Origin of the sequence: Maricaulis maris MCS10, assembly GCF_000014745.1 — a bacterium.
Taxonomy (GTDB): domain Bacteria; phylum Pseudomonadota; class Alphaproteobacteria; order Caulobacterales; family Maricaulaceae; genus Maricaulis; species Maricaulis maris_A.
The window spans coordinates 2,317,607-2,344,264 of sequence record NC_008347.1 but is presented as its reverse complement, the minus strand read 5'-3'; the positions used below and the strand labels follow the sequence as shown (position 1 = coordinate 2,344,264).

The 26,658-nt window shown below is 63.2% G+C and carries 21 protein-coding genes; 10 read left to right on the top strand and 11 right to left on the bottom strand.

What is annotated here, in order from left to right; genetic code table 11:
• Positions 1-50: 50 nt before the first annotated feature.
• The 4 genes from MMAR10_RS11145 to MMAR10_RS11130 all read right to left on the bottom strand — a co-directional run bounded on the left by MMAR10_RS11145 (position 51) and on the right by MMAR10_RS11130 (position 3,891).
• Complete coding sequence (locus tag MMAR10_RS11145) at positions 51-1,262, bottom strand: DUF547 domain-containing protein (protein ID WP_011644083.1); 1,212 nt, start codon at positions 1,260-1,262, stop codon at positions 51-53.
• A gap of 140 nt (positions 1,263-1,402) precedes the next feature.
• Positions 1,403-2,347, bottom strand: a complete 945-nt coding sequence (gene trxB / locus MMAR10_RS11140) for a thioredoxin-disulfide reductase (RefSeq protein ID WP_011644082.1) — start codon at positions 2,345-2,347, stop codon at positions 1,403-1,405.
• 102 nt (positions 2,348-2,449) lie between these two features.
• Positions 2,450-2,935, bottom strand: coding sequence for a beta-lactamase hydrolase domain-containing protein (locus MMAR10_RS16345; RefSeq protein WP_011644081.1), 486 nt, complete (start codon positions 2,933-2,935; stop codon positions 2,450-2,452).
• Positions 2,935-3,891 (bottom strand): mitochondrial fission ELM1 family protein, encoded by a 957-nt coding sequence (locus MMAR10_RS11130; protein ID WP_011644080.1) that lies wholly within the window; start codon positions 3,889-3,891, stop codon positions 2,935-2,937. The genes MMAR10_RS16345 and MMAR10_RS11130 overlap by 1 nt, the downstream gene beginning before the upstream one ends.
• Before the next feature lie 151 nt (positions 3,892-4,042).
• Here MMAR10_RS11130 and MMAR10_RS11125 point away from each other — a divergent pair, with 151 nt between their 5' ends.
• The 3 genes from MMAR10_RS11125 (at position 4,043) to MMAR10_RS11105 (ending at position 7,721) form a co-directional block, all read left to right on the top strand.
• Positions 4,043-4,435 (top strand): BlaI/MecI/CopY family transcriptional regulator, encoded by a 393-nt coding sequence (locus MMAR10_RS11125; protein WP_011644079.1) that lies wholly within the window; start codon positions 4,043-4,045, stop codon positions 4,433-4,435.
• Entirely contained in the window at positions 4,432-6,381 is a 1,950-nt protein-coding gene (locus MMAR10_RS16340) for a M23/M56 family metallopeptidase (protein WP_011644078.1), read from the top strand. Before MMAR10_RS11125 ends, MMAR10_RS16340 begins: the two co-directional genes overlap by 4 nt.
• 170 nt (positions 6,382-6,551) lie before the next feature.
• Positions 6,552-7,721, top strand: a complete 1,170-nt coding sequence (locus tag MMAR10_RS11105) for a saccharopine dehydrogenase family protein (protein WP_011644077.1) — start codon at positions 6,552-6,554, stop codon at positions 7,719-7,721.
• A 364-nt stretch (positions 7,722-8,085) separates the two neighbouring features.
• Here the strand turns inward: MMAR10_RS11105 and greA are convergent, their stop codons facing one another.
• From greA to MMAR10_RS16335, 3 genes are all read right to left on the bottom strand, one after another.
• Positions 8,086-8,559, bottom strand: coding sequence for a transcription elongation factor GreA (gene greA, locus MMAR10_RS11100; protein WP_011644076.1), 474 nt, complete (start codon positions 8,557-8,559; stop codon positions 8,086-8,088).
• 55 nt (positions 8,560-8,614) lie between these two features.
• The gene (gene carB / locus MMAR10_RS11095) at positions 8,615-11,872 is read right to left on the bottom strand and encodes a carbamoyl-phosphate synthase large subunit (RefSeq protein WP_011644075.1); all 3,258 of its coding nucleotides are present in this window, start codon (positions 11,870-11,872) and stop codon (positions 8,615-8,617) included.
• Positions 11,873-12,111: 239 nt separating this feature from the next.
• Positions 12,112-13,212, bottom strand: a complete 1,101-nt coding sequence (locus tag MMAR10_RS16335) for a serine hydrolase domain-containing protein (RefSeq protein ID WP_011644074.1) — start codon at positions 13,210-13,212, stop codon at positions 12,112-12,114.
• A gap of 133 nt (positions 13,213-13,345) precedes the next feature.
• Between MMAR10_RS16335 and MMAR10_RS11085 the strand changes: the two genes are divergently transcribed.
• A complete protein-coding gene (locus MMAR10_RS11085; protein WP_011644073.1) occupies positions 13,346-13,918 on the top strand; it encodes a DUF2975 domain-containing protein in 573 nt (190 codons plus the stop codon).
• The gene (locus MMAR10_RS11080) at positions 13,915-14,163 is read left to right on the top strand and encodes a helix-turn-helix domain-containing protein (protein WP_011644072.1); all 249 of its coding nucleotides are present in this window, start codon (positions 13,915-13,917) and stop codon (positions 14,161-14,163) included. The genes MMAR10_RS11085 and MMAR10_RS11080 overlap by 4 nt, the downstream gene beginning before the upstream one ends.
• Here the strand turns inward: MMAR10_RS11080 and MMAR10_RS11075 are convergent.
• The 3 genes from MMAR10_RS11075 to carA all read right to left on the bottom strand — a co-directional run bounded on the left by MMAR10_RS11075 (position 14,160) and on the right by carA (position 17,747).
• Positions 14,160-14,801, bottom strand: coding sequence for a hypothetical protein (locus MMAR10_RS11075; RefSeq protein WP_011644071.1), 642 nt, complete (start codon positions 14,799-14,801; stop codon positions 14,160-14,162). The two genes, MMAR10_RS11080 and MMAR10_RS11075, sit on opposite strands and share 4 nt — an antisense overlap.
• Entirely contained in the window at positions 14,794-16,299 is a 1,506-nt protein-coding gene (locus MMAR10_RS11070) for a peptide ABC transporter substrate-binding protein (RefSeq protein ID WP_011644070.1), read from the bottom strand. Before MMAR10_RS11070 ends, MMAR10_RS11075 begins: the two co-directional genes overlap by 8 nt.
• 275 nt (positions 16,300-16,574) lie before the next feature.
• Positions 16,575-17,747: a glutamine-hydrolyzing carbamoyl-phosphate synthase small subunit gene (gene carA, locus MMAR10_RS11065; protein ID WP_011644069.1), complete on the bottom strand. Its 1,173-nt coding sequence runs from the start codon at positions 17,745-17,747 to the stop codon at positions 16,575-16,577.
• A 788-nt stretch (positions 17,748-18,535) separates the two neighbouring features.
• On the opposite strand from carA, the gene MMAR10_RS11060 reads away from it, so the two are divergent.
• The 5 genes from MMAR10_RS11060 (at position 18,536) to MMAR10_RS11040 (ending at position 24,136) form a co-directional block, all read left to right on the top strand.
• Positions 18,536-19,000 (top strand): GatB/YqeY domain-containing protein, encoded by a 465-nt coding sequence (locus MMAR10_RS11060; protein ID WP_011644068.1) that lies wholly within the window; start codon positions 18,536-18,538, stop codon positions 18,998-19,000.
• A gap of 124 nt (positions 19,001-19,124) precedes the next feature.
• Complete coding sequence (gene dnaG / locus MMAR10_RS11055; RefSeq protein ID WP_011644067.1) at positions 19,125-20,966, top strand: DNA primase; 1,842 nt, start codon at positions 19,125-19,127, stop codon at positions 20,964-20,966.
• 53 nt (positions 20,967-21,019) lie between these two features.
• The gene (gene rpoD / locus MMAR10_RS11050) at positions 21,020-23,152 is read left to right on the top strand and encodes an RNA polymerase sigma factor RpoD (protein WP_011644066.1); all 2,133 of its coding nucleotides are present in this window, start codon (positions 21,020-21,022) and stop codon (positions 23,150-23,152) included.
• A gap of 122 nt (positions 23,153-23,274) precedes the next feature.
• Complete coding sequence (locus MMAR10_RS11045) at positions 23,275-23,646, top strand: hypothetical protein (RefSeq protein ID WP_041636945.1); 372 nt, start codon at positions 23,275-23,277, stop codon at positions 23,644-23,646.
• A gap of 67 nt (positions 23,647-23,713) precedes the next feature.
• A complete protein-coding gene (locus MMAR10_RS11040; protein WP_011644065.1) occupies positions 23,714-24,136 on the top strand; it encodes a secondary thiamine-phosphate synthase enzyme YjbQ in 423 nt (140 codons plus the stop codon).
• A 22-nt stretch (positions 24,137-24,158) separates the two neighbouring features.
• Here MMAR10_RS11040 and MMAR10_RS16330 read toward each other — a convergent pair whose 3' ends face one another.
• Positions 24,159-26,606 (bottom strand): ATP-binding protein, encoded by a 2,448-nt coding sequence (locus MMAR10_RS16330; RefSeq protein WP_011644064.1) that lies wholly within the window; start codon positions 26,604-26,606, stop codon positions 24,159-24,161.
• Between the last annotated feature and the right edge of the window lie 52 nt (positions 26,607-26,658).

The window sequence follows — 26,658 nt, the reverse complement described above, 5'->3', positions numbered from 1 at the left end:
ATGGAATCATTGCGGGCAGTCTAGACACATAGCGTCAAAGCGCGAGCCCGCTAGTTGGACTCGCCGTCGTTGTCTTCGGCGTTGTCTTCGGCGTTGTCGTCGGCGTTGCCTGCAGGCAGGTCCGGGTCGATGGTCGGAAGATCATTGGTGAAAACCTCGCCATAGCGGCCTTCATTGATCAACTCGATCCGACGGGCACGAACCGCCGTCAGCAAGATCGCGGCATTGGGCGGCAGGCTGGCACAATTGGCCACGACGCCCGTCGGTTGGTCCTGTGGACCACTGTCAAAGGCGAAGGATGACATGGTCGAAGGTCCGGCAACACCCGTACAGCGCCGCGACCCGTTGATCATGTCGGCGATCTGCCAGTCCGAAACCTGCGCGGAGACAGGGCGATCAATATCGATCTGCTCGGCGGTTTCGTCATTGGCGTATTGGCGCAAATGGGTCCGCAGATCGGCCTCGAAATCCGGGAACAGCACACGGGCCTCGTCATAGGCTTCCGACACGCGCAGTTCGCGATTATTGACCTCAACGCCGCGCAGGGAGTTGACGAATTCACGGGCGGTGGAGTCTAGCTGCTGCCAGATCGCGTCGCCGGTATAGGCCGAGCGGCGCAATTCCGGGCTGCCGACGGAGCCCTTGAAGAAGCCATACATGACCCGCGGATCGTCCCAATTGGCGTAGACAATGCCATGGCGGATGTCGTTCAGGCTGAGGCGCTGACCTTCGACGGTCAGGATCTTGGCATCGAATACATTGTCATCGGTGCCATGAGCCTCCATGCGATTGATCCAGTGAACCGGATAATTCAGCATCGTCTGTTCGATGATGGTGACGTTGTAGAGATTGAACCAATAGGCCAGCTGCTCGTCACGGCTGAGCCGGGCCAGGCCGCCGAACTGGTCGGGCAGGGCCTCCAGGTCTTCGCGCATATAGGTGATGGCATCGCGATATTCGTCATTGAGGACGTGATAGACGACGCGATTGCCTTCATGGCGGTAGCGGCTGGTGCTGGCAGTATTGATCCGGGTTCCGGTCAGGACCGGTCGGTCACGCTCCGGCATGCGGTCCATCGGTGGCACATTCAGGACAATGCCGCGCAGGATGACGGACCAGCCCTCATGGTCGATCACCATGTTGGAATTGTCGTTTGCCTGCGAGAAGACCGACAGGTCGGTCATGGTCTGTGCCTGGGTCACTCCGACGGGAAGGGTGGAGACGGCGATCAGGGCGATGCCGGCAAGAAAGGTACGACGCATGGACTTGGCTCCACTCACGGAATGAACGCGACAGGCACGGATTTGCTGGCGCGAAACTAGCCCCGCAAGCCGGCAAGACAAGGGGGACGCGCGTTAAATGAATTCCATGTTCCGGTCAGGCCGGGCCTGATAGGCGCGGTTTATTCCTGCGACGCCAGGAAGCGTTCAGCGTCGAGCGCGGCCATGCAGCCCATGCCGGCGGCCGTGACGGCCTGGCGATAAACATCGTCGGTGACGTCGCCGGCGGCGAAGACGCCGGGGATGGAGGTTTTCGGCGTGCCCGGTTCGACCACCAGATAGCCGCCATCCTTGGTTTCCAGCTGGTCCAGGAAGAGCTCGGTTGCCGGCGCGTGGCCGATCGCGACGAAGAAGCCGTGCGCCGGTATGTCGGTGGTGGCGCCGGTCTTCACATTCTTCACCCGCACCGCGGTCACACCGGCCGGATCGCTGTCGCCGAGAACTTCCTCGACTTCGCTGTCCCAGACGATCTCGATCTTCTCGTGCTTGAACAGGCGGTCCTGCATCACCTTCTCGGCGCGCAGGCTGTCGCGGCGGTGGACCAGCGTCACCTTGGAGGCGAAATTGGTCAGGAAGAGCGCTTCCTCGACAGCCGTATTGCCGCCGCCGACCACCACGACTTCCTTGCCGCGATAGAAGAAACCGTCACAGGTCGCACAGGCAGACACGCCGAACCCCTGGAATTTCTGTTCGCTTTCCAGACCCAGCCATTTGGCCTGGGCACCGGTGGCGATGATGACGCTGTCGGCGGTGTAGACCGTGCCGCTGTCCCCCTTGAGGACGAAGGGTCGCGCCTTGAGGTCGGCTTCGACGATGATGTCGGCGACCATGTCAGTGCCGACCTTCTCGGCCTGCTCGCGCATCTGGTCCATCAGCCACGGCCCCTGGATCACGTCCGCAAAGCCGGGATAGTTCTCGACATCGGTGGTGATGGTCAGCTGGCCACCCGGCTGCAGGCCGGCGATCAGGGTCGGCTCGAGCATGGCGCGGGCAGCATAGATGGCGGCAGTGTATCCGGCAGCGCCGGAACCGATGATGATCAGGCGCGAGTGGCGCGTCTCGGACATGGTCGAACCTCGAAATCGTGGAAGGGCAGGGCCCCGGCAAGGAGTGATTGTCGTCTATATAGGCAATCGGCCGGGCTTTGCCTGCCTGTCGTTGCAGTCCGGCTATTCGTTGGCGGGAGGCAGAAGGGCTCGCACCAGATTGGTGTCCCGCCCACCTGGCCAGTTCATGGTGGTGAAGGGGTCTTCGCCGGCCGCGTCGGTTGACACCAGATAGGCGGCATAAAGATGTGCTGAGCGGGTACCCGAGCGGCAATGCATCACCACCGGCCCGTCCTGCGACGCCAGGATCTCCGTGAGGGCGGTCGTCAGTGACGGGTCGGCTCCATGGGCGCCGCCGATCGGCATCTCGACATAACGCATGCCGCGAGCCTCGACCGCCGCCGCGAGATCAAAGGGCAGGCCGGCTGTCTCTTCCGGTGTGCGTGAGTTGATCACGATGCCGGCCCCCGCCTGCGCCCAGGCATCAAGATCGGATTCGTCCGGCTGGCTGGCAAACCAGACCTGGTCGTGGCGGGCTACGATGGAAGCGTCGTCCTGCATGGTCATGGTGACTCCCAAAAGGGTGAGAAAAGCGATGAATACCGGCATCAGGCGGCCTCACTGTCTGCGGCGCCACGCTGGGCGCGGTATTGGTTGAGAAGCGCGTCGGCGACACGCCTGGTTTCGTCGAGCGGGACGTAGGACCAGTGGTCCAGTCGACCCAGATAAGGGCGGACAGCGCCGCAGGCCTCCAGCTCGGCATGGAGCAGGGCGAATTTGCCCGGCGTGCCAACCAGCGGCAGGACATAGACCGGCGCGCCGGTCGCGCTCGCCTCCACCAGCATATTGGTCGATTCCTCGGTGACGAAGATCCAGTCCGCCGCCGCCAGAAAGGCGAAATACGGATTCTCGCCTTCGCCATCATGATACCAGACCCGCTCGTCGGCCCCGAAATGCTCCCGCAGGATCTTGCGCGCGCTTTCCGGCGTCCGCCTCGAGACCGTGACCATCAGGGAGGCCCCACCGGCGATCAGCGTATCCATGCGGTCGGTCAGATAGCGGACACTGGCGGTGTCCAGCTTGAAGCGTTTGGAATTTCCGCCGATCAGCACAGCAATGCGGCGGCCGGCAAGCGTGTCGAGCCGGTCGGAGAAGCTGTCCTTCGCGGTCGCCAGGACCTCGGCCGTCACCCGGTTCGGAGAACCGGTCATTGAGATGGCATTGGGTTTGACCAGCCGGTCATGGGTGGGCGCGACGATCAGGTCGAAATCATCGTGCCGGGTGCGCGGATCCTGGACATAGGTGAAGTGGCAGTCCGGGAAGATGCGCCTGTGCCGCCGGGCCAGGGGAATCGCGGCGCGGCCGCACCCGATCCAGAAATCCGGGTGTGAGTGCGAGGGCAGGGTGACAAAGCCATCCTTGCGGACCGTGACCCGCTCGATGTGGTGCGGGGTTCCCAGCCCGCGACCGACCGCCTCGGCCAGGCCGAGGGCCTGGTTTTCGATGCCGCGACGTCCGTCGGAAACGACCCAGATTGTCGTGTCATGGCTTGCAGGATCAGACATGGTGACAGTTAGAAGCCGCACGCCCGGAGCCGTCAAGCACGGGCCTCGCTTGACAGGGCGTGTTACGCGTGTAGCGTAGTGTGACATCTGTAGCGTCGAACGATGCCGCAATCCCGGAAACCCGGGCGAAACATGGACAGGAATTGATCGCATGACCGCAACCGCGCCATCGCAAGCCGAACTGGCCATCCTGAAACATCTGTGGACCGCCGGTCCCCAGGCCGCCCGCGAGGTCCAGGACCGGATCGCCGGCCCGACCGGCTGGTCCTATTCGACCACGCGCACCTTGCTGGCCCGGATGACCGAGAAGGGTCTGGTCGAGCGGCAGGACGTGCACGGCCTGTCCGTGTTCAGTGCCAAGGTCGAGAAAGTCACCCTGATGGGCCGGTTGATCCGCGATTTCGCCGCCAATGTGCTGGACATGGACGGGCCGATGCCGGCCACGACCTTCGCCAATAGCCGCCTCTTCTCCGAGCAGGAGGCCGAGGCATTGACCCGGCTGCTCGAAACGTCTGGCGAAGACAGCGAGGGAGAGTCGAAATGACCGGCCTGCTCGACGCCATCCTGATCGGCGGCGCGTTATCGCTTCTTTCGGGTCTCGTCGCCTTGTGTTTCGCGAGCTGGCAGACCCGCCGCGGTCGGGGCGGTTCCGGGCTCTGGCGCGCTGCCCGCTGGGCCGCCCTGGCACCGCTGCTCCTCGCTCCGGTGATCTTTGTCATTCCGGAAACAGGAGTCGCGCCGATGCACGCGCCGCTTCCGGACGCCCTCCTTCCGGCAACGCTTGGCGGTCCGGCCGCTGGCACCGCCAGCTTTGACCCCTTTTCCGTTTTCATGGCCATCGAGTGGCTGCCTGTCCTGGTGGCGCTCTATGTCGCCGGCCTGCTGGTCGCCCTGGCCGGTGCCGGTTTGCGCCATCTGCGGCGTTCGGCCCTGCTGCGGAGCAGCCGCGCCGCTCCGGATCTCGCGCAGGATTATCTGTCTATCCTGGCGTCGCGGGTCGGGGTGGAGGCGCCGGACTTCCGCCTTCGGGACGGCCTGGCGTCGCCTCTGCTTACCGGTTGGTCGCCGGTTATACTGGCAGCGCCCGATCTGCTCGATGACACCACCGCCAGTCGCTACGCCCTGACCCATGAACTCGTCCACTACCGCCGCGGTGATGAACAGGACCGTCTGTTGGGTGCGGCACTGGTGGCGGTGCTCTGGTTCCACTGGCCGCTGCGCCGGATCGAACGTGAACTCCACGAAGCCCGTGAAATCGACTGCGATGCAGAAAGTCTGGAAGCGCTGGGGGGCGCTGAGCGAAAGCCCTATGCGGCAACGCTGATCACCATGATGCGAAGCCCGGCCCAGCTGGTGTCGGCCTTCGGTCCCGATGACAGGAGACATCGAGAAATGCGTATCAAAGCCATCCTTTCCGGCCGGTCCGCCCGCCCGTCCTCACGCTTGCTGGCGGTCATGCTGGCTGGTGTGTCCATCCTGCCTGTTGCCTGCGCCCAGGCCGCCATGACCGAGCGAAACCAGCTCGCGGTCAACCTGTCCAACCCGGCCGAGAACCATTTTGTTCTTCGCCACGTCGAGGCCGGCGCCGATGGCGACCATTCGGTGAAACACGACCTGCATTTGGGCGAGGATGTGGATGTCGAGCATGATTTAGAGGCGGAGTACGGCCATGACGGTGAGGACGGCCACATGGTTTTCCGCACCGAAGACGGCAACGAGCTCCGTTTCGATCCGCGCGAGCTGCACGTCGACGAGTCTGTGATGTTCATTCCGCAAGACGATGAGACCGAGACCGTCATCTTCACCTCACGCGAGGGCGCGGCAGGCGGCTATGCCTTCATCGATGAAGACGGCAATGTCACCCGCTTCGATCCGGCACCGGGTTCGGTCTGGGAGAGCGATGACGGCACCTTGCGACCGTTGGCACCGCCAGCTGCTCCGACAGTTGCCGAGCCGTCCGCCGAGCCTGCACCCGCTGCTCCGGCGAGCGAGCCGGCTCCGGTCCTCGACCGGGTTGAACCCGCCGCAGCACCGCGGCCTGATGGCCCCAAGCGCGATGTCCAGCCCGCCGCGGCCGTGGCTCCGGTATTCACGCATCCTGTCGCCGATGGTCGTATCTCAAGTCGCTACGGGACCCGTCCTTCGGCGCCGGCCGGCATTCCGCGCAATCATCGCGGCACCGACATCGCCGCTCCGACCGGGACCCCGATTCGCGCACCCGGTGCCGGCACGGTCACCCACGCCGCAGCTGGCCTGAACGGCAGCGACGCCTGGGGAAATACGGTGGTCATCGATCATGGTGCCGGCTGGCAGACCGTCTATGCCCACATGGACGGGTTTGATGTCGAAGTTGGCGATTTCGTGGATGCGGGCGAGCAGATCGGCCGCGTCGGCTCCACCGGGCGCTCGACCGGCCCGCATGTCCATGTCGAACTGCGTCATGATGGTGAACGGATCGATCCGGCAACCCGGCTGCCCGGCCTGCGCTGACATCAGGTCTGGCTGGCGGTATGGGAAATGGGAGCCGGTCCGGCAGCGGGCCGGCTCTTTTCATGGTGTTCGGAAAACTGGACCTTCGACTTGCCGGTATGGACTGGATGGGCCAATTATTCCGGTAATCTGAAACCCAAAGAAGAGTTTCAACGGTCGGGGATGAAAAAATGGCAGAGCGTGAATTTGATGTGGTCGTCTTCGGGGCGACTGGTTTTACCGGGCGCCTGGTCGCCGAGTATCTCGCCGCCGAACATGGCGCGATTTCCTGGGCGATGGCCGGTCGGTCCCAAAGCAAACTCGCGGAAGTGCGCGATCTGATCGGGGCGCCGGCCAACACACCGCTGATCATTGCTGACAGTGCCGATACGGCATCACTCGACGCGATGGCGGCTCGCACACGGGCCGTCATCACCACGGTCGGCCCCTATCAGCTCTATGGCGAGCCCTTGGTGAAAGCCTGTATCGCGGCGGGGACGGATTATGTCGACCTGTGCGGTGAGCCGGCCTGGATGCACGACATCATTGCCGATCATGACGCTGCGGCGCGCGCGAGCGGGGCGCGGATCGTCCTGTCCTGCGGCTTCGATTCCATCCCCTTCGATCTCGGCGTCTATCACCTGCAGCAGGCCGCGATCGCCCGGACCGGTGCCCCGATCAGCCGGGTGAAGGGCCGCGTCCGCAAGATGAAGGGCACATTCTCGGGCGGCACCGCGGCGAGTTTTGCCGAAACGATGAAACGCGCCGGAAAACAGCCCGAGATCATCGGCTGGCTGAAGGATCCTTTCTCACTGGTACCCGGCTTTGACGGTCCCAAACAGCCCAGCGGAGCCAAGGTCATCTTTGAGGACGATCTCAACTCCTGGGCCGCGCCCTTTGTCATGGCCTCGATCAATACCAAGAATGTGCACCGCTCGAACGCCCTTCTGGGCCATCGCTGGGGCGAGGACTTCGTCTATGACGAGATGTTCCTGACCGGACCCGGCGAGCAGGGCGAAGGCTTCGCCAACATGATCGCCAATGACAAGTCGATGTCGGAAAACCCGCCCAAGCCGGGCGAGGGACCGTCCAAGGAAGAGCGCGAAACCGGCTTTTACGACATCATGTTCACCGGCCTGACCAAGGATGGCAAGCGGATGACGGCCAGCGTCTCCGGTCAGAAAGACCCGGGTTACGGTTCGACCTCGCGCATGATCGCCGAAGCCGGGCTGTGCCTGGCCTTTGATGTTGATCGCGAGACCACGCCGGGTGGAGTTTACACCACGGCACCGGCGATGGGTGAGGCGTTGATCGACCGCTTGCAAAAGCATGCGGGGCTGACGTTTGCGATCGAGGGGTAGGGCTCGCGGACTGCAGCACCAAGCTCACGAATCTCGGGGTCCGGCGTCGCATTCAGCGCGGCCGGATCCTGAGTGGCGAGGCGAGCGACGCTCGATCCGGACCTTAAATCCCATGCCAGCCAGCGGGCCTCAGAGGTTCAGTCGGGTCAAGGGCCGCGCAGCGGCCGCTTCGCGGTTTCACCCTTGACCCGACTGAACCTCTGAGGCGGAATCCCGGCAAGAGAATTAAGGGGAACTCCGCTTGCGCGCACGGAATGACGGTTCGTCCTGATCGGGGAGAGGCGGGGCCTCGCTAGACCCCAAACACAAAACCGGCGCCCCATCGGAGCGCCGGTTTGGCAAATCATCGGGTGGCGAGAGCGGGCTACCCCCAGCTCACCGACATGATCTCATAGCTTTTCAGGCCGCCGGGTGCGTTCACTTCCGCGACGTCACCAACTTCCTTGTTGATCATCGAACGGGCGATTGGCGACGAGATGGAAATCTTGCCGGATTTCACATCCGATTCGTCCTCGCCGACGATCTGGTAGGTTGATTCCTGCTCGGTATCCTCGTCGAGCACGGTGACGGTCGCACCGAACTTGACCGTGTCGCCGGACATTTTGGTGATGTCGATCACCTGGGCGCGAGCGAGCTTGTCTTCCAGCTCCTGCACCCGGCCTTCGATCCAGCCCTGGCGTTCCTTGGCAGCGTGATACTCAGCGTTTTCAGACAGATCGCCATGCTCGCGCGCCTCCGAAATCGCCGCGATCACGGCCGGGCGTTCGATGGTTTTCAGACGTTTCAGCTCTTCGTCGAGGGCGATCTGCCCGGCAACGGTCATCGGGATCTTGTTCATGCGACCACTTATCTTCGGGAAAGTGGAGACAGGCTAGCCTCCGCTTTATTGACCATCAAGAGTAGGTCTGCAGCGCCTGCGGTTCAAGCGCTCCCTCATCAATCCGGCGCAGCGATGCAATTGCGGCCCGGGCGGCGGAAGCGGTGGTGTAGCAGGGAATGCGGGCTTCAAGGGCAGAACGGCGGATGGAATAGCTGTCCAGATGTGACTGGCGGCCTTCGGTCGTATTGAAGATCAACTGCACTTCGCCATTCTTCATGGCGTCGACAATGTGCGGTCGGCCCTCAAAGACCTTGTTGACCCGGGTCACCGGAATGCCTGCATTTTCGAATGTGCTGGCCGTGCCGCCGGTCGCGAGGATGGTGAAACCCAGCATTTTCAGGACACGGACCGGCTCGATCATCGCGGCCTTGTCGCCTTCCTTCAGCGAGATGAAGACCGCGCCCTTGCGCGGCAGGGCGATGCCGGCCCCCAGTTCGGCCTTGGCAAAGGCGGCCTCGAAAGAGGTGTCGATGCCCATGACCTCGCCGGTCGAGCGCATTTCCGGTCCCAGGACCGGATCAACGCCCGGGAAGCGCGACCAGGGCATGACCGCTTCCTTGACCGAGATATGTTTTGGCGCCGGCACTTTCAGGCCGAACTCCTTGAGCGGCGTTCCGGCCATCACCTTGGCGGCAATCTTGGCGACCGGCTGGCCGATGGCCTTGGCCACGAAGGGCACGGTGCGCGAGGCGCGCGGATTGACCTCAAGGACGAAGATCTCGCCATTCTTGACCGCGAACTGGACATTCATCAGGCCCTTCACGCCGATGGCCTTGGCCATGGCGACGGTTTCGGCCTTCAGTTCGGCAATCATCTCGTCGGACAGGTTGTAGGGCGGCAGCGAGCAGGCGCTGTCGCCGGAATGCACGCCGGCTTCCTCGATATGCTGCATCACGCCGGCGACCCAGACATCGGTGCCGTCGCAGATCGCGTCGACGTCGATTTCGTCGGCGTCGGTCAGATAGCGGTCGAGCAGGAGCGGCGACTTGCCGGAGACATTGACGGCCTCGCGGATATAGCGCTCGAAACTGTCCATCTCGCGGATGATTTCCATGGCCCGGCCGCCCAGCACATAGGAGGGGCGCAGGACCAGCGGGAAGCCAAGCTGTTCGGCCGCGGTGCGCGCTTCGGCGTCCGAGGAGGCAATGGCATTGGGCGGCTGTTTGAGACCGAGATTGTCCAGGAGGTCCTTGAAGCGCTTGCGGTCTTCGGCGAGGTCGATGGCGTCGGGCGCGGTGCCCAGGATCGGCACGCCTTCATCTTCCAGTTCGCTGGCCAGCTTGAGCGGCGTCTGCCCGCCATACTGGACGACCACGCCCAGCAGGGTGCCGTTCTGGCGCTCGGTCTCGATCAGCTCGAGCGTGTCCTCGATGGTCAGCGGCTCGAAATAGAGGCGATCGGCGGTGTCGTAATCGGTCGAGACGGTCTCGGGATTGCAGTTGACCATGATCGACTCGATGCCCATCTCGCCGAACGCAAATGCGGCATGGCAGCAGCAATAGTCGAACTCGATGCCCTGGCCGATCCGGTTCGGTCCGCCGCCCAGGATGATCGCTTTCTTCGCATCCGTCGGATTGCTTTCGCAATCGGTCTGGCCACCAAAGGCCGGCAATTCGTAGGTCGAGTACATATAGGGCGTCGCGGCGAAGAATTCGGCGGCGCAGGTATCGACGCGTTTGAACACCGGGCGGACACCCAGGGCGCGGCGGGCCTTGCGGATATCGCCCTCTTCGACCTTGACCAGCTTGGCCAGGCGAGCGTCGGAAAAGCCCATCGCCTTGAGATCGCGGAAGGCCTCGGCGGTATCAGGCAGGCCCAGCGTGGCGATGTCTTCTTCGGTGGTCACCAGTTCGGCGATCTGGCGCAGGAACCAGGGTTCATACAGGGAGGCGCGCTCGACCTCGTCAACCGTCAGCCCTTCGCGGAAGGCCTGGGCGATGACGCGCAGACGGTCCGGTGTGGCCAATGCGAGTGCGGCACGGACAGCCTGTTTGCGGGCGTCCAGGTCCGCGGCATCCTCGACACCGGGAATCTCGATTTCGTCGAACCCGGTCAGGCCGGTTTCCATCGAACGCAGGGCTTTTTGCATGCTTTCCTGGAAGGTCCGGCCAATGGCCATCGCTTCGCCGACAGACTTCATCGAGGTCGACAGCTTGGCTTCGGCGCCGGGATATTTCTCGAAGGCAAAGCGCGGGATCTTGGTGACGACATAGTCGATCGTCGGCTCGAAGGCAGCCGGGGTGGCGCCATCGGTGATGTCATTGGCGATCTCGTCGAGCGTATAGCCAACGGCCAGCTTGGCGGCGACCTTGGCGATCGGGAAGCCGGTCGCCTTGGAGGCCAGGGCCGAGGAGCGGGACACGCGCGGGTTCATCTCGATCACGACCATGCGGCCGTCAGCCGGATTGACGGCGAATTGAACATTCGACCCGCCGGTCTCGACACCGATCTCCCGCAGCACGGCGATCGAGGCCGTACGCATGATCTGGTATTCCTTGTCGGTCAGCGTCAGGGCCGGGGCGACAGTAATCGAATCGCCCGTGTGAACGCCCATCGGATCCACATTCTCGATCGAGCAGATGATGATGCAATTGTCGGCCTTGTCGCGGACAACCTCCATCTCGAACTCTTTCCAGCCGACAATGGATTCCTCGACCAGGATCTCGTCGACCGGCGAAGCGTCGAGCCCGGTGCCGCAGATATGACGGTATTCCTCGACATTATAGGCGATGCCGCCACCGGTGCCGCCGAGCGTGAAGGATGGGCGGATGATGGCCGGCAGGCCGATCTCGCTCATCACCGCTTCGGCTTCGGCCATGGAGTGAACCGTGCGCGAGCGCGGGCTTTCCAGGCCGATCTTGTCCATGGCGTCGCGGAAGCGTTCGCGGTTTTCCGCCTTGTCGATGACATCGGCCTTGGCGCCGATCATCTCGACCCCGAACAGGTCCAGCACACCGCGCTTGTCGAGTTCGAGCGCGCAGTTCAGTGCCGTCTGGCCACCCATGGTCGGCAGCAGGGCGTCCGGGCGTTCCTTCTCGATCACCTTGGCGACCATGTCCGGCGTGATCGGCTCGATATAGGTCGCGTCGGCCAGTTCCGGATCGGTCATGATGGTGGCCGGGTTGGAATTGACCAGGATGACCCGGTAGCCCTCGGCCTTCAGCGCCTTGACCGCCTGAACTCCTGAGTAATCGAATTCGCAGGCCTGTCCGATGACGATGGGACCGGCGCCGATGATCAGGATGGACTGGATGTCATTGCGTTTGGGCATGGGCGTGGCCTTCTTTTCCCGTCTCGTGCTTGTCGCGGCGTGTCTGTCATGCGCGCGCGCTCGTCGCGGCCTTCCGGGTACGGAGTGCCGTGCGAGCGATCAGTTTTAGTGCTGAAGCGGGTACCTATCGCGGAATCGGCGTCATGGCGAGAGGTAAACTGTGTGAATCGGTGCATTCCCGGCAACGGTCTGAAATGACGTACTTATTCCGGCTCATAATTGATGGCTTCGCGAGCGGTTCAGGCGTCGCGCAGGGCCCGGGTCAGCGACCAGATCGCAGCTTCTGCCGGGACGTCGCGGTCATTGGTCATGGCGGCGATGATCAGATCATCCTCGGCCAGCCAGGCGACACCGGCGGTAAATCCGGTGACGCCGCCTGAGTGGTGGACCAGCAGGCCCGGCCCTTCGACCTGCGAGACCTGCAGGCCGCGGCCATAGGCGGCATTGGCTTGTCCGAACATCGGGTAAAGCGCTTGGGTCATGCGTGTGAGTGCGGCCGTGGAGGTGATCCGGGCGGCCAGGAGGGCGGACCAGTAGCGCACCAGATCGCCGGCCGTGCTGCTGACCGGTCCGGCGGCAAAGGGTGTCGCGTAATCTACCGGGCCGACCGGCTCGCCGCCTGTATGGCCGGTCACCATCAACGGATCGGGCGTGCCCGCTTGCAGGACATGGGTGGCATCCAGTCCGAGCGGTTCCAGGATCCGGGCCTGCAGGCTGTCCCCATAGCGGCGTCCGTCAACCGCTTCGATGACCCGTCCCAGCAATTGATATCCGACATTGGAATAGGCCCAGTTGGTGCCCGGGCAAAAGACCGGGCCAGTGTCTCGCAGGCGTTCGAAATCACGTTCGGGCGGTGTGTAAGGGCCGCCGAGGGGCGCCGTGGCGGGCAGGAAATACCCCGAGGTATGGGTGAGCAGCTGATCGAGTGTGACCAGGCCTGACGACGGCAGGTCGGGAAACCAGCGATCAAGGGTATCACTCGCCTGCAACCGGCCTTCGTCAGCCAGCTGGAAAATGACAACCGCCGTCATCGACTTGCCGATCGAAGCCGCTGCAAAGCGGTTGCCGGGCGATGTGCCACGGACGCTTTGCCACAGTCCCAATTCCGGATGCGCGATGGCGAGGGACAGGGCCGGCGCGTGGGCCGCAATCCTGTCGGCCGCGCCTTCCAAAACGGCGATGAAACCGGGGTCGGTCGCGGTTGCGAGTGATCGCGACGGGCGTGGCAACTGATCCAGCCCGGCTGGCGGGCTCATCAGGGGCGGGCCGTCATAGCGCAGGCCGGGTCGGCAATCGGAAGCAGCTGCCCAAGCGGATCCCGGCGTGAGGATCGGGATCATTGCGAGGGTGGCCAGACATATACCGCGACGGCTGGGGGTTGGGTTGATCACGGTGGGGCTTCCGATTGCCGATGGGCAACCCTTCAACTAAGATCGCTATAAATTCAAGTTAAACTTTAATTCAGGAACTGAAATGGTGTCTGAAACCAGTCCCGATCTCACCCGGTCCGACCGCCACATCAGAGGGTTGAGCCAGTTCATGATGTGGGCGGTGACGCTATTGGCCGGCCTGCTGCCGATCATTGTCTGGGGCATGTGGCTGTTTCCCGATATCTCGGGAATTGCCGCTCAACCGGCACCGGGCGGCGGTTTCGGGGGCGGCGATCTGGGCTGGTATGTCTGGCCTGTGCGGCTGGGCGCTGCCGGCCTGTCGACGATCGGCATCGCCATCACGGTTTATGGCCTGTTGAATTTGCGGACCCTGTTCCGGCAAGCCATGCAGGGCCGGTATTTTTCCGCCGATGCCGTGATCGGTTTTCGCCAGTTCGCCCTGGCAAGCCTGGTGGGAGCGCTGTGGCAGCCGCTCGAACATACCCTGACCGGCGTCTATCTCACCGTCAGCAATCCACACGTCCCGAACGCGCTGGAGATTTCGCTCGGTTCCGGCAATCTGGAAGCCATCGGCGCGGCGTTGCTGTTCTTCGTGATCGCCTTCATCCTCGCCGAGGGGCGCAAGCGGCATGAGGAGCTGGAGCTGATCCTGTGACCGCCGACCCCGACCTGCCCCCCGGGCTTCCTGGAGAAATCATCGTCCATCTCGACGTGCTGCTGGCCCGTCGCAAGGTGCGCTCGAAGGAGCTGGCCGACCGCATCGGCGTGTCCGAGCAGGCGCTGTCCATGATCAAGACCGGCAAGATCAAGGGCATCCGCTTTTCCACCCTGATCGCGATCTGCGACGCGCTGGACTGCCAGCCGGGCGAGTTGTTCGAATTCAGGCGGTTGCCGGACTAGAGCTTGCCGCCCAGTGCCAGGAATTCGCGCCGCATGTTGGCGCGGGCCTTGTCGTCGAGTTCAGTTTCGAATTGATCCGTCAGGAAAGTGCGTTCTGCCGCCTGGGCGTCCTTGAGGAAGGCACGCCGGCCCTGTCGGTAGAGCAAGCCGGGTGCCCAGCCATATTCGTCCCGCACGCCCTCGGCATAGCGGTCATAGACATCCTCTGGAGCGCCTAGGATGGAGTAGTCGACGTCGAGAAACAGGGCGTCATCATTGTCCCGCCCACCATCCTGATGGCTGGCGGTGGCCCGGATCAACGCATCCACCCGCCCGACCAGGCCGGGATCGGCACCGAGACCAGGCAATTCGGCACTCGCCCGGTCGGCGCTCCTGGCCTCATTGTCCTTGCGATGGGTGTCGTACAGGATGTCGTGATACCAAGCCGCCATCCACACCCGCGCCGGTTCGGTCAGCGTGTCGTGCAGGCCGTCGAGCCGGTCGAAGATATAGATCAGATGCGACAGGCCATGATAGCGGCGATGGGGTTCGCTGTAGGCGGACAGGATGCCGGCGATTTCCGTGTCGCCGGGCTTCCAGCCGAGTGCGGTCATCTGCGCGTGCCAGCGTTCCTTCAGCGCATGTGACAGGTCAGCCATCGATCAACTCCAGATCCCGCCACAACATTGGTTGTATGTCTCTCCGTGTGCCGATGACACGCTCGCCGACCAGCCAGTGAGCGCGCTCGTGAAGGAGCGGGATGACCGCCATCTGGTCGTGGATGCGCGCCATGGCCGCCAGGTAGAGCTGGCCGCGGGCGCCCGGTTCATTCTGGCGCCGGGCCGCGGCCATCAGCTCGGCGAAGATTTCGTCATCCCAGTTGAAATTGGCGGCAAACCCGTCCGGCGCGAACGGGTCGAGCATGAAAAACGGATCGGACTTCAGACCGCGATTGAAGCTGGCAATGGCGATGTCGAAATCACCCGTATCGACGGCCTGGTAGAGGTCGGTAGGATAGCTGACCAGCAACTCGGTCTCGATCCCGAAGCGCGCCCAGTCGTCGCTGATCGCCACGGCGAGGCGCTCGCCTTCGCCGGTCGTGGTACGGATCTGGAGCGGTCTGGAGACGCCGCCGGCCTGCGGGGTCAATTCGGAGTGGGTAACGACGCCGCCTGGCAGGACAAACTCCGTGGCCGCCGCCGTATCGGCATAAAACTCGTGGGCCAGGAAGTCGCGGTCGATGGCCCGCGACAACAAGCGTCGCACCCGCACATCTTCCAGCGGCGCCCGCGCATGATTGACCTTGAGATAGCGCAGGATCGGCGCGTCGAAGCTCTGGAACTGATCGCCCAGCCGCTCGCGCCAATAGTCGATCTGGTTGGCCGGCGGCCGGTCGGCGAGGTCGTAATCGCCGGCGCGGAACAGGCGCATGCGGGTAGCATCCTCGCGCACGCCGTCGATGCGGATGGCCGGGATGGAAACCTGTTCCACAGCGTAGTGGCGGGGATTGCGCACCAGATCGAGGCTCATCTGGCTCTCGGCAGTCACCGTATAGGCGCCCGCCGTGACGATGTGTTCGGGGCGGACCCAGTCCAGCCCGACACGCTCGATGACATGGCGCGGGAAGGGGTAGAATTCGCGCATCAGGGTGGGCAGCAGGCCCAGCGGCGTGTCGAGCCGGAATTCCACCGTGCGATCATCTGGCGCGCTCACGCCGAGCTGGTCCGGCGCCATATCACCGGCATGGATCGCCCGCGCATTCGTGACGGCATAGAAATCGCCCAGAACGGCAAAGCTCTGGGTCGGATCGACAATGCGCCGGGCCGACCAGGCCACATCTTCAGCTGTCAGCGGATGGCCATCCGACCACATCAGCCCCTCGCGCAACCGAAAGGTCCAGACGAGGCCGCTCTCATCGACCGACCAGCTCTCCGCCAGTCCCGGCCCAACCGATCCGTCCGGTGCATACTCGGTCAGGCCGGCATGGATCTGCTTGTAGACCAGCGCCGCGGCTGCGAACTCACCACGGGCGGGATCTAGGCTGTCCGGCAGGCCGCTGGTGGCAACGCGCAGGAGATCAGACGGCGGGCCAGCGCGCCCACAGGCGGCGAGCGATGTGGCGGCGGTGGCGGCGAGAAGGGTGCGTCGGTTGAGCATCGCGCCATGATGGCGCGATTTGTGTCGGGGTTGTCCAGTGAAAGTACGAGTTCATGTTTGAAATGCGGCGCGCAGCGCAGACCCAGCCATAGGCCACTTGCCAGCCAGCGCGCCGTATCCGGATTGTCAGGTCAAGGGCCGCGCAGCGGCCGCTTCGCGGTTTCACCCTTGAGCTGACAATCCGGATACGGCTGAATGCCGCCAAGTGGTGTATGGCCAGCTTTGCGCATTGCGCGAGCTTTCAATCGATCTACGGTCGATGGGGGCTTGTTTGCCTAGGCCTCAACCCGCCCCTTCAACTCACCCACAAACCGGTCAAACACGCCGAAGCTGTCCTGCGGGCCGGGGCTGGCTTCGGGGTGGTGCTGGACGGCCCAGACGGGCTTGTCGGTCAGTTTGAAGCCGGAATTGGAGCCGTCGAACAGCGAGACATGGGTCTCCGCGGCATTGGCGGGCAATGTGGTGCCGTCGACGGCGAAGCCGTGATTCATCGACACGATCTCGACCTGGCCGGTCTCGTGGTTCTTGACCGGGTGATTGGCGCCGTGATGGCCCTGGGGCATTTTTGCCGTCTTGGCACCAATGGCGAGCGCCAGCATCTGGTGGCCGAGGCAGATGCCCAGGGTCGGGATGTTGGCGTCGAGCACGGCCTTGATCGTCGGCAGGGCGTATTTGCCGGTCTCGGCGGGATCACCCGGACCGTTGGAGACGACGACGCCATCGGGATTGAGCGCCTTGATATCGTCGATGGAGGCCTTGCCCGGCAGCACGGCGACGCGGGCACCGGCCCCGGTCAGCAGGCGCAGGATATTGGCCTTCACGCCATAATCGAGCACCACGACGCGAGGTCCGTCTTCCGGCCCGACCGCATAGCCTTCGCCCAGTGTCCAATTGCCCTCGGTCCAGTCTCCACCCTCGGTGCGGGCGACGTCCGCGGCCAGTTCGCGGCCTTCCATGGTCGGCGCGCCGGCAGCGGCGGCCTTGAGGGCCTCAATGTCGATATTGCCGGCAGCGTCATGGGCAATGGCGCACATCTGCATGCCGCCTTCGCGGATCTTGCGGGTCAGGGCGCGGGTGTCGATGCCGGTCAGCGCGACAATGCCACGCGTGCACAGCCATTCCTCGAAAGTTGTATCGGCGCGCCAGCTGGCCGGCGGGGTGATCTTGGCGCGGGCGATCATGCCGACAGCCGCTTTGCGGGCCTGCGGCGAGGCGGCTTCCTCGTCTTCCCCGTTGGCGCCGACATTGCCGACATGGGGGAAGGTGAAGCAGACGACCTGGCCGGCATAGGACGGGTCAGCCAGGATTTCCTGGTGCCCGGTCATCGCGGTGTTGAAGCAGACTTCGCCCAGGGCGATGCCGGTCGCACCCGTGCCATGGCCCAAAAAGACGCTGCCATCGGCCAGAGCCAGCGCGCCGGTCGGTGTGGGGGTCGGCGTGGACGTCATGGCTATTCTCCAAGCATCTGGCTGGGCGCGTCGGAGCCGACCGGAATCGGTTGGCGGCGAGGGGCGGGTAAACGGGCGCTCTGCTAGTCTCTAACGCGGGTCGGGTCAATAGCCCAGCGTCGCCGCGACAGGTCGGTTCTGCCACCTGCGCGCCCGGCTCGAGCGAATCGCCAATTTTCATGCGGCCTGTTTCGATCACTGGGATCGGTTTGTGACCTGGCGCAAGCCGTGGCTCGCTGAAGTCAGGCATGAAGCGCTGAGCGATGATCTGCGGTCAGAGGTCGCCCCGGTGATGTCCATGCTCGGCCTCGAATGGGAAGACGGGCAGGCACTTTTTTCGAGACCGAGCGGGCACGAGGCCGGATTTTGAGGCCCGGCGCTGATCCGGTCACCCGGCCGCTCTGCACACGCTCCTGCGAGCGCGGGCGCAAGTATGAGTTGGCCCTGTCCGATCCGTCGTGTGAGCCCTTGTGCAATCGTACCAGAGCCTGGGGGTATGACACCGGCCCCCGGCCCGAAGACGGTTGATTTGTGGTGGTGAGCGTCGAATATGCAAACCGGACATTCGATCACGATTTACAAACGGGCTTGATTCTTCGCCGCCAACGGAATAATTCCCGGCCCCTCGTTTCGGGGGCAAATGTCGCTCACGCGAGTTGCCATCAACAAAAGGCCCGGCATTGTTCGAAACAATTGGCACGCGATCGCGTGCAATCGACAGGTTCTTCTCCCCGGAGACCCCGTCACAAAGCGCCTCCCATGGCGCCCGGATAGGTTTGATTGCCATCATGTCGCTTCGCGAACGCATCATTACGGATATGAAAACGGCCATGAAGGCCCAGGACAAGGCGCGTCTGTCGACGCTTCGCCTGATCTCGGCTGCCATCAAGGATCGTGATATCGCCGCCCGCGCGGAAGACCGTTGTTCCGGCTGTGGCGACACCGAAATCATGACCCTGCTTACCAAGTTGGTGAAGCAGCGTGAGGAAAGCGCCGAGACCTATGAGAAGGCCGGCCGTCTCGACCTCGCTGAAGCCGAGCGCGACGAAGCCGCCATCGTCCGCGAATACCTGCCCAAGCCGATGGATGATGGCGAGATCGCCGATGCCGCCCAGTCCGTGGTCAGTGAGCTTGACGCCACCGGTCTCAAGGACATGGGCCGCTGCATGGGCGAGCTGAAGTCGCGCTATGCCGGTCGCATGGATTTTGCCAAGGCCGGTGCCAAGGTGAAGACCCTGCTGGCGTCAGCCTGATCCCGACACCTTTTGCGGCCCGATGGTGGTCGCGGATTGAGGACGTGACGCGCGCGGCTTTCGCGCGCATCATGCACGGCTGATCTGTGTGGGGCGGGTCGCGGTCACAGGGTATTCGACGGTCATGCGTCTCAATGAGGACTTCATCGACGAGATCAAGGCGCGTGTGCGCCCGTCGGACCTCATTGGCCGCTCGGTTCCCCTGAAGCGCCAGGGCCGCGAATTCGTCGGCCTCTCACCCTTCAAGAAAGAACGCTCGCCCTCGTTTTTCGTCAATGACGAGAAGCGCTTCTATCATTGTTTTGCCTCCGGCAAGCATGGCGACATCTTCACCTGGCTCGAAGAGATGGAGGGCCTGTCCTTCATGGAGGCGGCCGAGCGTCTGGCCGGTGAGGCGGGGCTGCGCCTGCCCGAGCCGGATCCGGAGAGCCAGCAAAAGACCCAGCATCGCAAGTCCCTCGTCGAGTGGATGGGGAGCGCCCAGGCCTTTTTCCTGCGCGCCCTGCGGTCGCCGCAGGCCGAGGAGGCGCGCCTCTATCTCAAATCGCGTGGCCTGACCGGCGAGGATTGTGTCCGCTATGGCATCGGCTATGCGCCGGATAGCCGGACGGCGCTGAAGGACGAGCTGGTCACCGCCGGGGCGCCGGTCTCCGACCTGATCGAGTGCGGCCTGTTGATCGAACCCGATAGCGGCTCGCCCTATGACCGCTTCCGCGACCGCATCACCTTTCCGATCCATGATCCGCGCAATCGCCTGGTCGGTTTTGGCGGGCGGGCCCTGTCGAAAGAGGCGCGGGCCAAATATCTCAACTCGCCGGAGACCCCGATTTTCCACAAGGGCTCGGTGCTTTATCGCTATCCGGAAGCCCGCAAGGCGGCGTCCGATCCCAAACAGGATATTCGCGGCCTGATCGTCGCCGAAGGCTATCTGGATGTGATCGCCCTGTCGCGCGCCGGGCTGGAGCACGGTGTTGCCCCGCTGGGAACCGCCATCACCGAAGAGCAGATACAGCTGCTCTGGCGTGCCGGTGGTGAGCCGGTCATGTGCCTGGACGGTGACAGTGCCGGCCGCGCCGCGGCGTTCAAGGCCGCCGACCGGGCGCTGCCGCTGCTGCAGCCGGGCAAGACGCTGCGCTTTGCCTTCATGCCCGATGGCAAGGACCCGGATGACATTTTGCGCGAGGAGGGCGCCAACGCCCTGCGCGCCGTGTTCCGCGAGACGCGCTCGCTGGCCGATCTGATCTGGGAGCGCGAGGTCCTGGTCGAGCCGCTGGATGACCCCGACCGCCGGGCCGGCTTCCGTCGTCGCATCCGGGCGCTGGTCAGCCAGATTACCGATGGCGATATCCGCGAGGAGTACAAGCGCGAATTCGACCAGCGCATGGATGCCCTGTTCGGTGCTCGTCCGCAGTCGGGGCAGCGCGGTCAGCGCGGACCGTGGAAGCCGGGCAAGGGCGTGGCGCTGGGGGCCACGGCGGAGCTGCGCAACAAGCAGTCCAGACAGGCCGATCCAACCGCGCGGCTGGGACATCTGCTGCTGGTTGCTGCCATGGAATACCCGGAAATCGCCGCCTCGCAGGTCGAAACCCTCGCGCTTTTGCGGTTGGGATCGCTTGACAGGCTGCGCGACGCCGTTCTAGACGCCTGCTCTTCTGGGCAGTTTGTGCAGACCGACACGCTAAGGGCCGAATTGGCCGATGCCGGATACGCGGCAGAGATAAAGCGGCTCGACGGTGAGCGCAGACCCATGCGAGCGGAACTGGGCGGTATGGAGGCGTCTCCAGAGGTGAGGGCTAAGGCTTGGATGAGGCTGGCTCACGCCTATATGGAACGAAGCGAAGCACAGACACGTCGTGATGAGGCGCGCGCCCGTCTGGACGAAGAACTCAAGCAGGCGGATTCGGAACGCTTTCGGCAGGTAGTTGACGCCTACCGGCATGAAAGCTCTCGTTCAGAATCATCCTGATGCGTATAATTCTGATTGCGCGCCCCGTGGGCGGCGCGACAAGGGACGATTAGATGAGCAAATCGGCTGAAGCCAACGACGCGACGGAAAACTCGGACGGTCCGCTGCTGGACCTGACCGACCAGTCCGTCAAGAACATGGTGAAGACCGCCAAAAAGCGCGGTTATGTCACCCATGATGAGCTGAACGCGGTGTTGCCGAGCGAGGAATTCTCGTCCGAGCAGATCGAAGACGTGCTCGCACAATTGTCCGAGATGGGCATCAATGTTGTCGACAATGACAGCGATGTGGACGACGACTCCGCCGAAACGCCGAAGCCGGCCAAAGGCGCAGCCTCCGCGGCCACCACATCATCGGATGATGATGAGGAAGACAGTGATGACGAGGAGGAGAGCGACAGCCGTGCTGTGGCCGGCGCCTCCAAGACAGCCGTCACCGGTCTCAACACCCCGTCCTCCGCCGATCGCACCGATGACCCGGTCCGCATGTATCTGCGCGAGATGGGTTCGGTCGAGCTCCTGTCACGCGAAGGCGAAATCGCCATCGCCAAGCGCATCGAGGCCGGTCGCAATGCGATGATCCGCGGCCTGTGCGAGAGCCCGCTGACCTTCGAAGCCATCATGGTCTGGCGCGACGAGCTGCAGGAGGGCCAGGTCCTTCTGCGCGACATCATCGATCTCGACGCCACCTATGGCGGCCAGCAGGCCGAGGCTGCTGAAGATGACGATGAAAACGCCGACGGTACGGGCGAGGGCGAAACCCCGACGCCGGCCGGTGGCACAACGCCGAAACCCGAATCCGATGACGAGGACGACGGCGAGGATGGCGAAAAGAAGTCGGAAAAGTCCGGCGATGACGATGAAGAAGACGGTGAAACATCATCCAGCGATGATGATGACGATGATGATGAAGACGGTGTCTCGCTGTCGCTGTCGGCCATGGAGGCCGAACTGCGCGATGGCGTGATGGAGACACTCGATTCCATCGCCACCGATTTTGCCGCCTTCCGCAAGCTCCAGGACAAGCTGGTTGCCGCCCGCATCGAGGGCAAGGACCTGACCAAGCAGTCGCGTGAGAAATACGAGGGCTTCCAGAACGCCATCGTGACCAATCTCAACACGATGCACCTGAACAATGCCCGGATCGAGGCGCTGGTCGAACAGCTCTATGCGATCAACAAGGAACGCATGGCGCTGGAAGGCAAGCTGCTGCGCATGGCCGACGCCCATGGCGTGCCGCGCGCCCAGTTCATGGACAGCTATTTCGGCAATGAGCTGAACCCGGAATGGCCGACCTCGATGGCGTCCACCTCCAAGGCCTGGGCCCGCTTCATCGACCGCGAAGGCGTTGATGCCGGCAAGATCCGTGATGATCTCGCCGACCTCACCCAGCGCGCCGGCGTGCCGATCGAAGACCTGCGCCGCATCGTCCGCACCGTCCAGAAGGGCGAGCGCGAGGCCCGTGTGGCCAAGAAGGAAATGGTCGAGGCCAATCTGCGTCTCGTCATCTCCATCGCCAAGAAATACACCAATCGCGGCCTGCAATTCCTGGATCTGATCCAGGAGGGCAATATCGGCCTGATGAAGGCCGTCGACAAATTCGAGTATCGCCGCGGTTACAAATTCTCGACCTATGCCACCTGGTGGATCCGTCAGGCGATCACCCGCTCGATCGCCGACCAGGCGCGCACCATCCGTATCCCGGTGCACATGATCGAGACGATCAACAAGATCGTCCGCACCAGCCGCCAGATGCTGCACGAAATCGGTCGCGAACCGACCCCGGAAGAGCTGGCCGAAAAGCTCGCCATGCCGCTGGAAAAAGTGCGCAAGGTGATGAAGATCGCCAAGGAGCCGATCTCCCTTGAAACGCCGATCGGCGATGAGGAAGACAGCCATCTGGGCGATTTCATCGAGGACAAGAATGCCGTCCTGCCGATCGATGCCGCCATCCAGGCCAATCTGCGCGAAACCACGACCCGCGTCCTCGCCAGCCTCACCCCGCGTGAGGAACGCGTCCTGCGCATGCGTTTCGGCATCGGCATGAATACCGACCACACGCTGGAAGAAGTCGGCCAGCAATTCTCGGTCACCCGCGAACGCATCCGCCAGATCGAAGCCAAGGCGCTGAGGAAGCTCAAGCATCCGAGCCGGTCTCGGAAGCTGCGGAGTTTCCTGGATAATTGATCCACGCCAAGGCGTGGATCATCCCGCACGGTATAACGCGGCGATCCGGGATCCGGACATGACAAGTTCAGACATTGAAAAAGCCGGCCCCACGGCCGGCTTTTTTGTGATGTGGGTCTCAAATGAAACAGGGTGAAGCGCTGCGCGCGCTGTACGCAAAAATCGAGACCCAGGAAGTCGCTTGTGCCTTCTGGTGTGCTGTCTTGGAGATGCCCCGCATCCCGGATATCGCTATCGAAGCGGAAACGCACGGATATATGAGCTCTCTACGTATAAAGCGCGGCGGGGACTGGTGTTTTTCCTTGGCCCCTGCTCGAGAATGGCTCTTGTTCTATGTTCGGAGACCTGAGCTAAAGCGCTCCAAATTAGATTATGCAAGGGTCAAAAGCGTGCTTTCTCAATCTGAAGAGCGGGGTGATGGTGAAATCACTGCCCGTGTGTCGAGCGAGCATGAAATCTTGAAGATTTGCGATCTCATTCGGGATACTATTTAGCAGGCGGCCCGCTTGCGATGAGACGTGCTCCAAAGCTACATGTTCCTCTAGGTAGAGGTTCTGACCTATGCCCCTCCACCGCCTCCACATCCAGACCACCGGTCCCGGCCTCTACGATGTCACGCATCAGGTGCAACGTTTCGCATCCGAACTAAACCCGTCCGACGCCCTCCTCACCGTCTTCGTTCGGCACACTTCCTGCTCGCTTGTCATCCAGGAAAATGCCGATCCGGACGTCCAGCGGGACCTGCAGGCCTTCTTCGCCCGGCTGGTGCCGGCCGGTGACGACCCATCCATGTCCTGGCTGGCGCATACGGCGGAGGGGCCGGATGACATGCCGGCGCATATCAAGGCGGCGCTGACCCAGACATCGATCGGGATACCGGTTGCCGACGGGCGGCTCATGCTGGGAACCTGGCAGGGGATTTATCTGTTCGAGCACCGCCATCGGCCGCACCGGCGCGAGATTGTCCTGCACCTGACCGGCTGATGATAGCTGGCCCCTGAAAGGATCAGCGCGGCCGGGCTGTGGCCGGGCGGGCAGATCGACGAAGATTGGTGCCCATCAACAGGCGCCGCATGGTGCGTTCGAGGCCTTCGGGGCTCAGCGGCTTCTCGGTGTGGGCATCAAAGCCCAGCATGGCGTAACGATTGACCTGGTCGGCCATGACATTGGCGGTGAGGGCGACCACGGGGGTCGGCAGCCGGCCCTGATCGCGTTCGAAGGCCCGAATCTCGCTCAGGGCATCCTCGCCATTCTTGATCGGCATCTGGATGTCGAGCAGGACGAGATCGTAGTCTTCGTTGAGGAAGGCCGTGACTGCCTCGGCCCCGTTCTCGACCATGGTCAGGTCGACCGCCAGCTTGTCGAGATAGGCTTTCAGGACGAGCCGGTTGGTGAGGTTGTCCTCGGCCGCGAGAATTCGGACCGGCCGCCCATCCATCGTCATGGCTCCGCCGATCGTGATGAGGTCAGGCGAGCGTGGTGAAGCGGTGTCCGCAATGACCGGTGCCAGGGGCAGTCTGACCGTGAAAGTGGTGCCCTGGCCGGGATTGCTGGCGACATCGATGGTGCCGCCCATCTGGTCGGCGAGGCCCTTGCAGATCGCCAGCCCCAGGCCTGTCCCACCGAAACGGCGGGTGGTTGAGCTGTCAGCCTGCACGAATTTCTCGAAAATCGACTGGCATTGCGCCTCGCTCATGCCAATACCCGTATCGCTGACGACAAGCTCGATCATGTCGCTGTCTGGCCCATCGGCAGTCGGGCCGAGCGTCATGCGGACCTTGCCGCTGGCTGTGAACTTGATTGCGTTGGCGACCAGGTTATTGGCGATCTGTGACAGGCGCAGCGGATCACCATGGCGCGACACGCCATCGCGATCGGTGACCTCGACTTCCAGCGTCAGGCCCTTTTTGTCGGCTGTGTCACGATACAGCGCTTCGACGCGTGACCCGATGATCTCCAGATCGAAAGGAGCCTCATCGAGTTCGATCTGGCCCGCCTCGATCTTGGACAAGTCCAGTATGTCGTCGAGCAGGTGCATGAGTGTGTCGCCGGAACGGACGATCACATCCAGCTTGCTGTTCACGTCGTCGGGCAGGTCCTTGTCGGCCAGGACGCGCGCCATGCCGAGAATGCCGTTCATCGGGGTGCGGATCTCGTGGCTCATATTGGCCAGAAAGTCGGACTTGGCGCGGTTGGCCGCATTGGCGCGATCGCGAGCCTCGATCAGGTCGGTGATGTCGGTAATGGAGCCTGCCATCCGCACCGCCCGACCATCATTGCGCTGGGCGATGCCGCGGGTCCGGAACCAGCGATATTCGCCATTGGCGCAGCGAAAACGGAGCTGAAGGTCATAGTCGGCTCCGGTCTTGATGTGGGCGGCCAATGCACGTTCCGAGCGATCCCTGTCGTCCGGATGGATGTCGTCCGCGTATTCGGCATCGACAATATGGGCCGCCTCTTCCGGATGCCCCAGCAAGGCGCGCAGGCGTGGCGAGTGATAGAGAACATTTCGCTCCAGATCCCAGTCCCAGAAACCGTCCGAAGATCCGCGCACGGCGAGCGCAACGCGTTCACGATTGCGTTCGAGCGCCTCGTAGGCAGACTCCCGTTCCTCAGCCAGTTCTCTCTGGCGGATTTGCCCGCTGGCCAGGAAATGAGTGCCAACCCCGACGGCAATTGAAAGCAGAACGCCAAGACCTAGCAGGAAGATCGGGATCGACGAGAATTCCTCGGCGTACAAGGCTCCCGCCGGAAAGAGATTGACCGTCCAGACCGATCCTGGCAGCGCGACGGTCCGTTCGGCAGTCAGCTGCAGGCTGACCGGGGTTCCGGCCTGGTGGATCAATCCGCCGCCTTCGCTGACCTGGATGGCGACGTAATCGGCGTAATCCTCGGGCAGTCCGGCAGCGACCATGTTGGCTGCGTCGAACACGCCGACGATCAGGCCGTCGAAACGATCGCCATCATAGAGCGGGAAATAAGCCAGGAATCCTGTGCCGCCCTGGATGAAATCAATCGCCGCACTGTTGTTGGCGCGACGGGAATTGACGGCTTGCATGACCGCGCGGGCCCGGAACTCCTCGAACAGGATGTCGAGGCCGATCACCGCTTCATTGCCTGCCACTGGCTCGACCCATTCCAGGACGAAGTCCGGATTGGCCCACTGCACCGAACGCAATTCGGCGTGGTCGCCGACATAATCGAGTGCGTCGGCCCGCCATTCGGTTTGATCCGTGCCGCCGACCCGAATCCAGCGCTCGGCCATTCGCTCCAGGCCGTTCAGATTCATCTCGACGCGTTCGGTCAGATTGTATTGGAGATTGGTGGCGATCTCTTCGAGGTGCACGCGTACAGCGTAGTGCTCCTGCGAGCGGACATGCAGCGACAGTGACGTGAAGACGATCACGCAAAACAGGGCCGCGCTGAGCGGGATGAGAAGTCGGTAGCGTGGCATGGGGAACCTCGGCTGGTCCCAAGACACATCAGTAGGGTTAACTCCCGCTTTA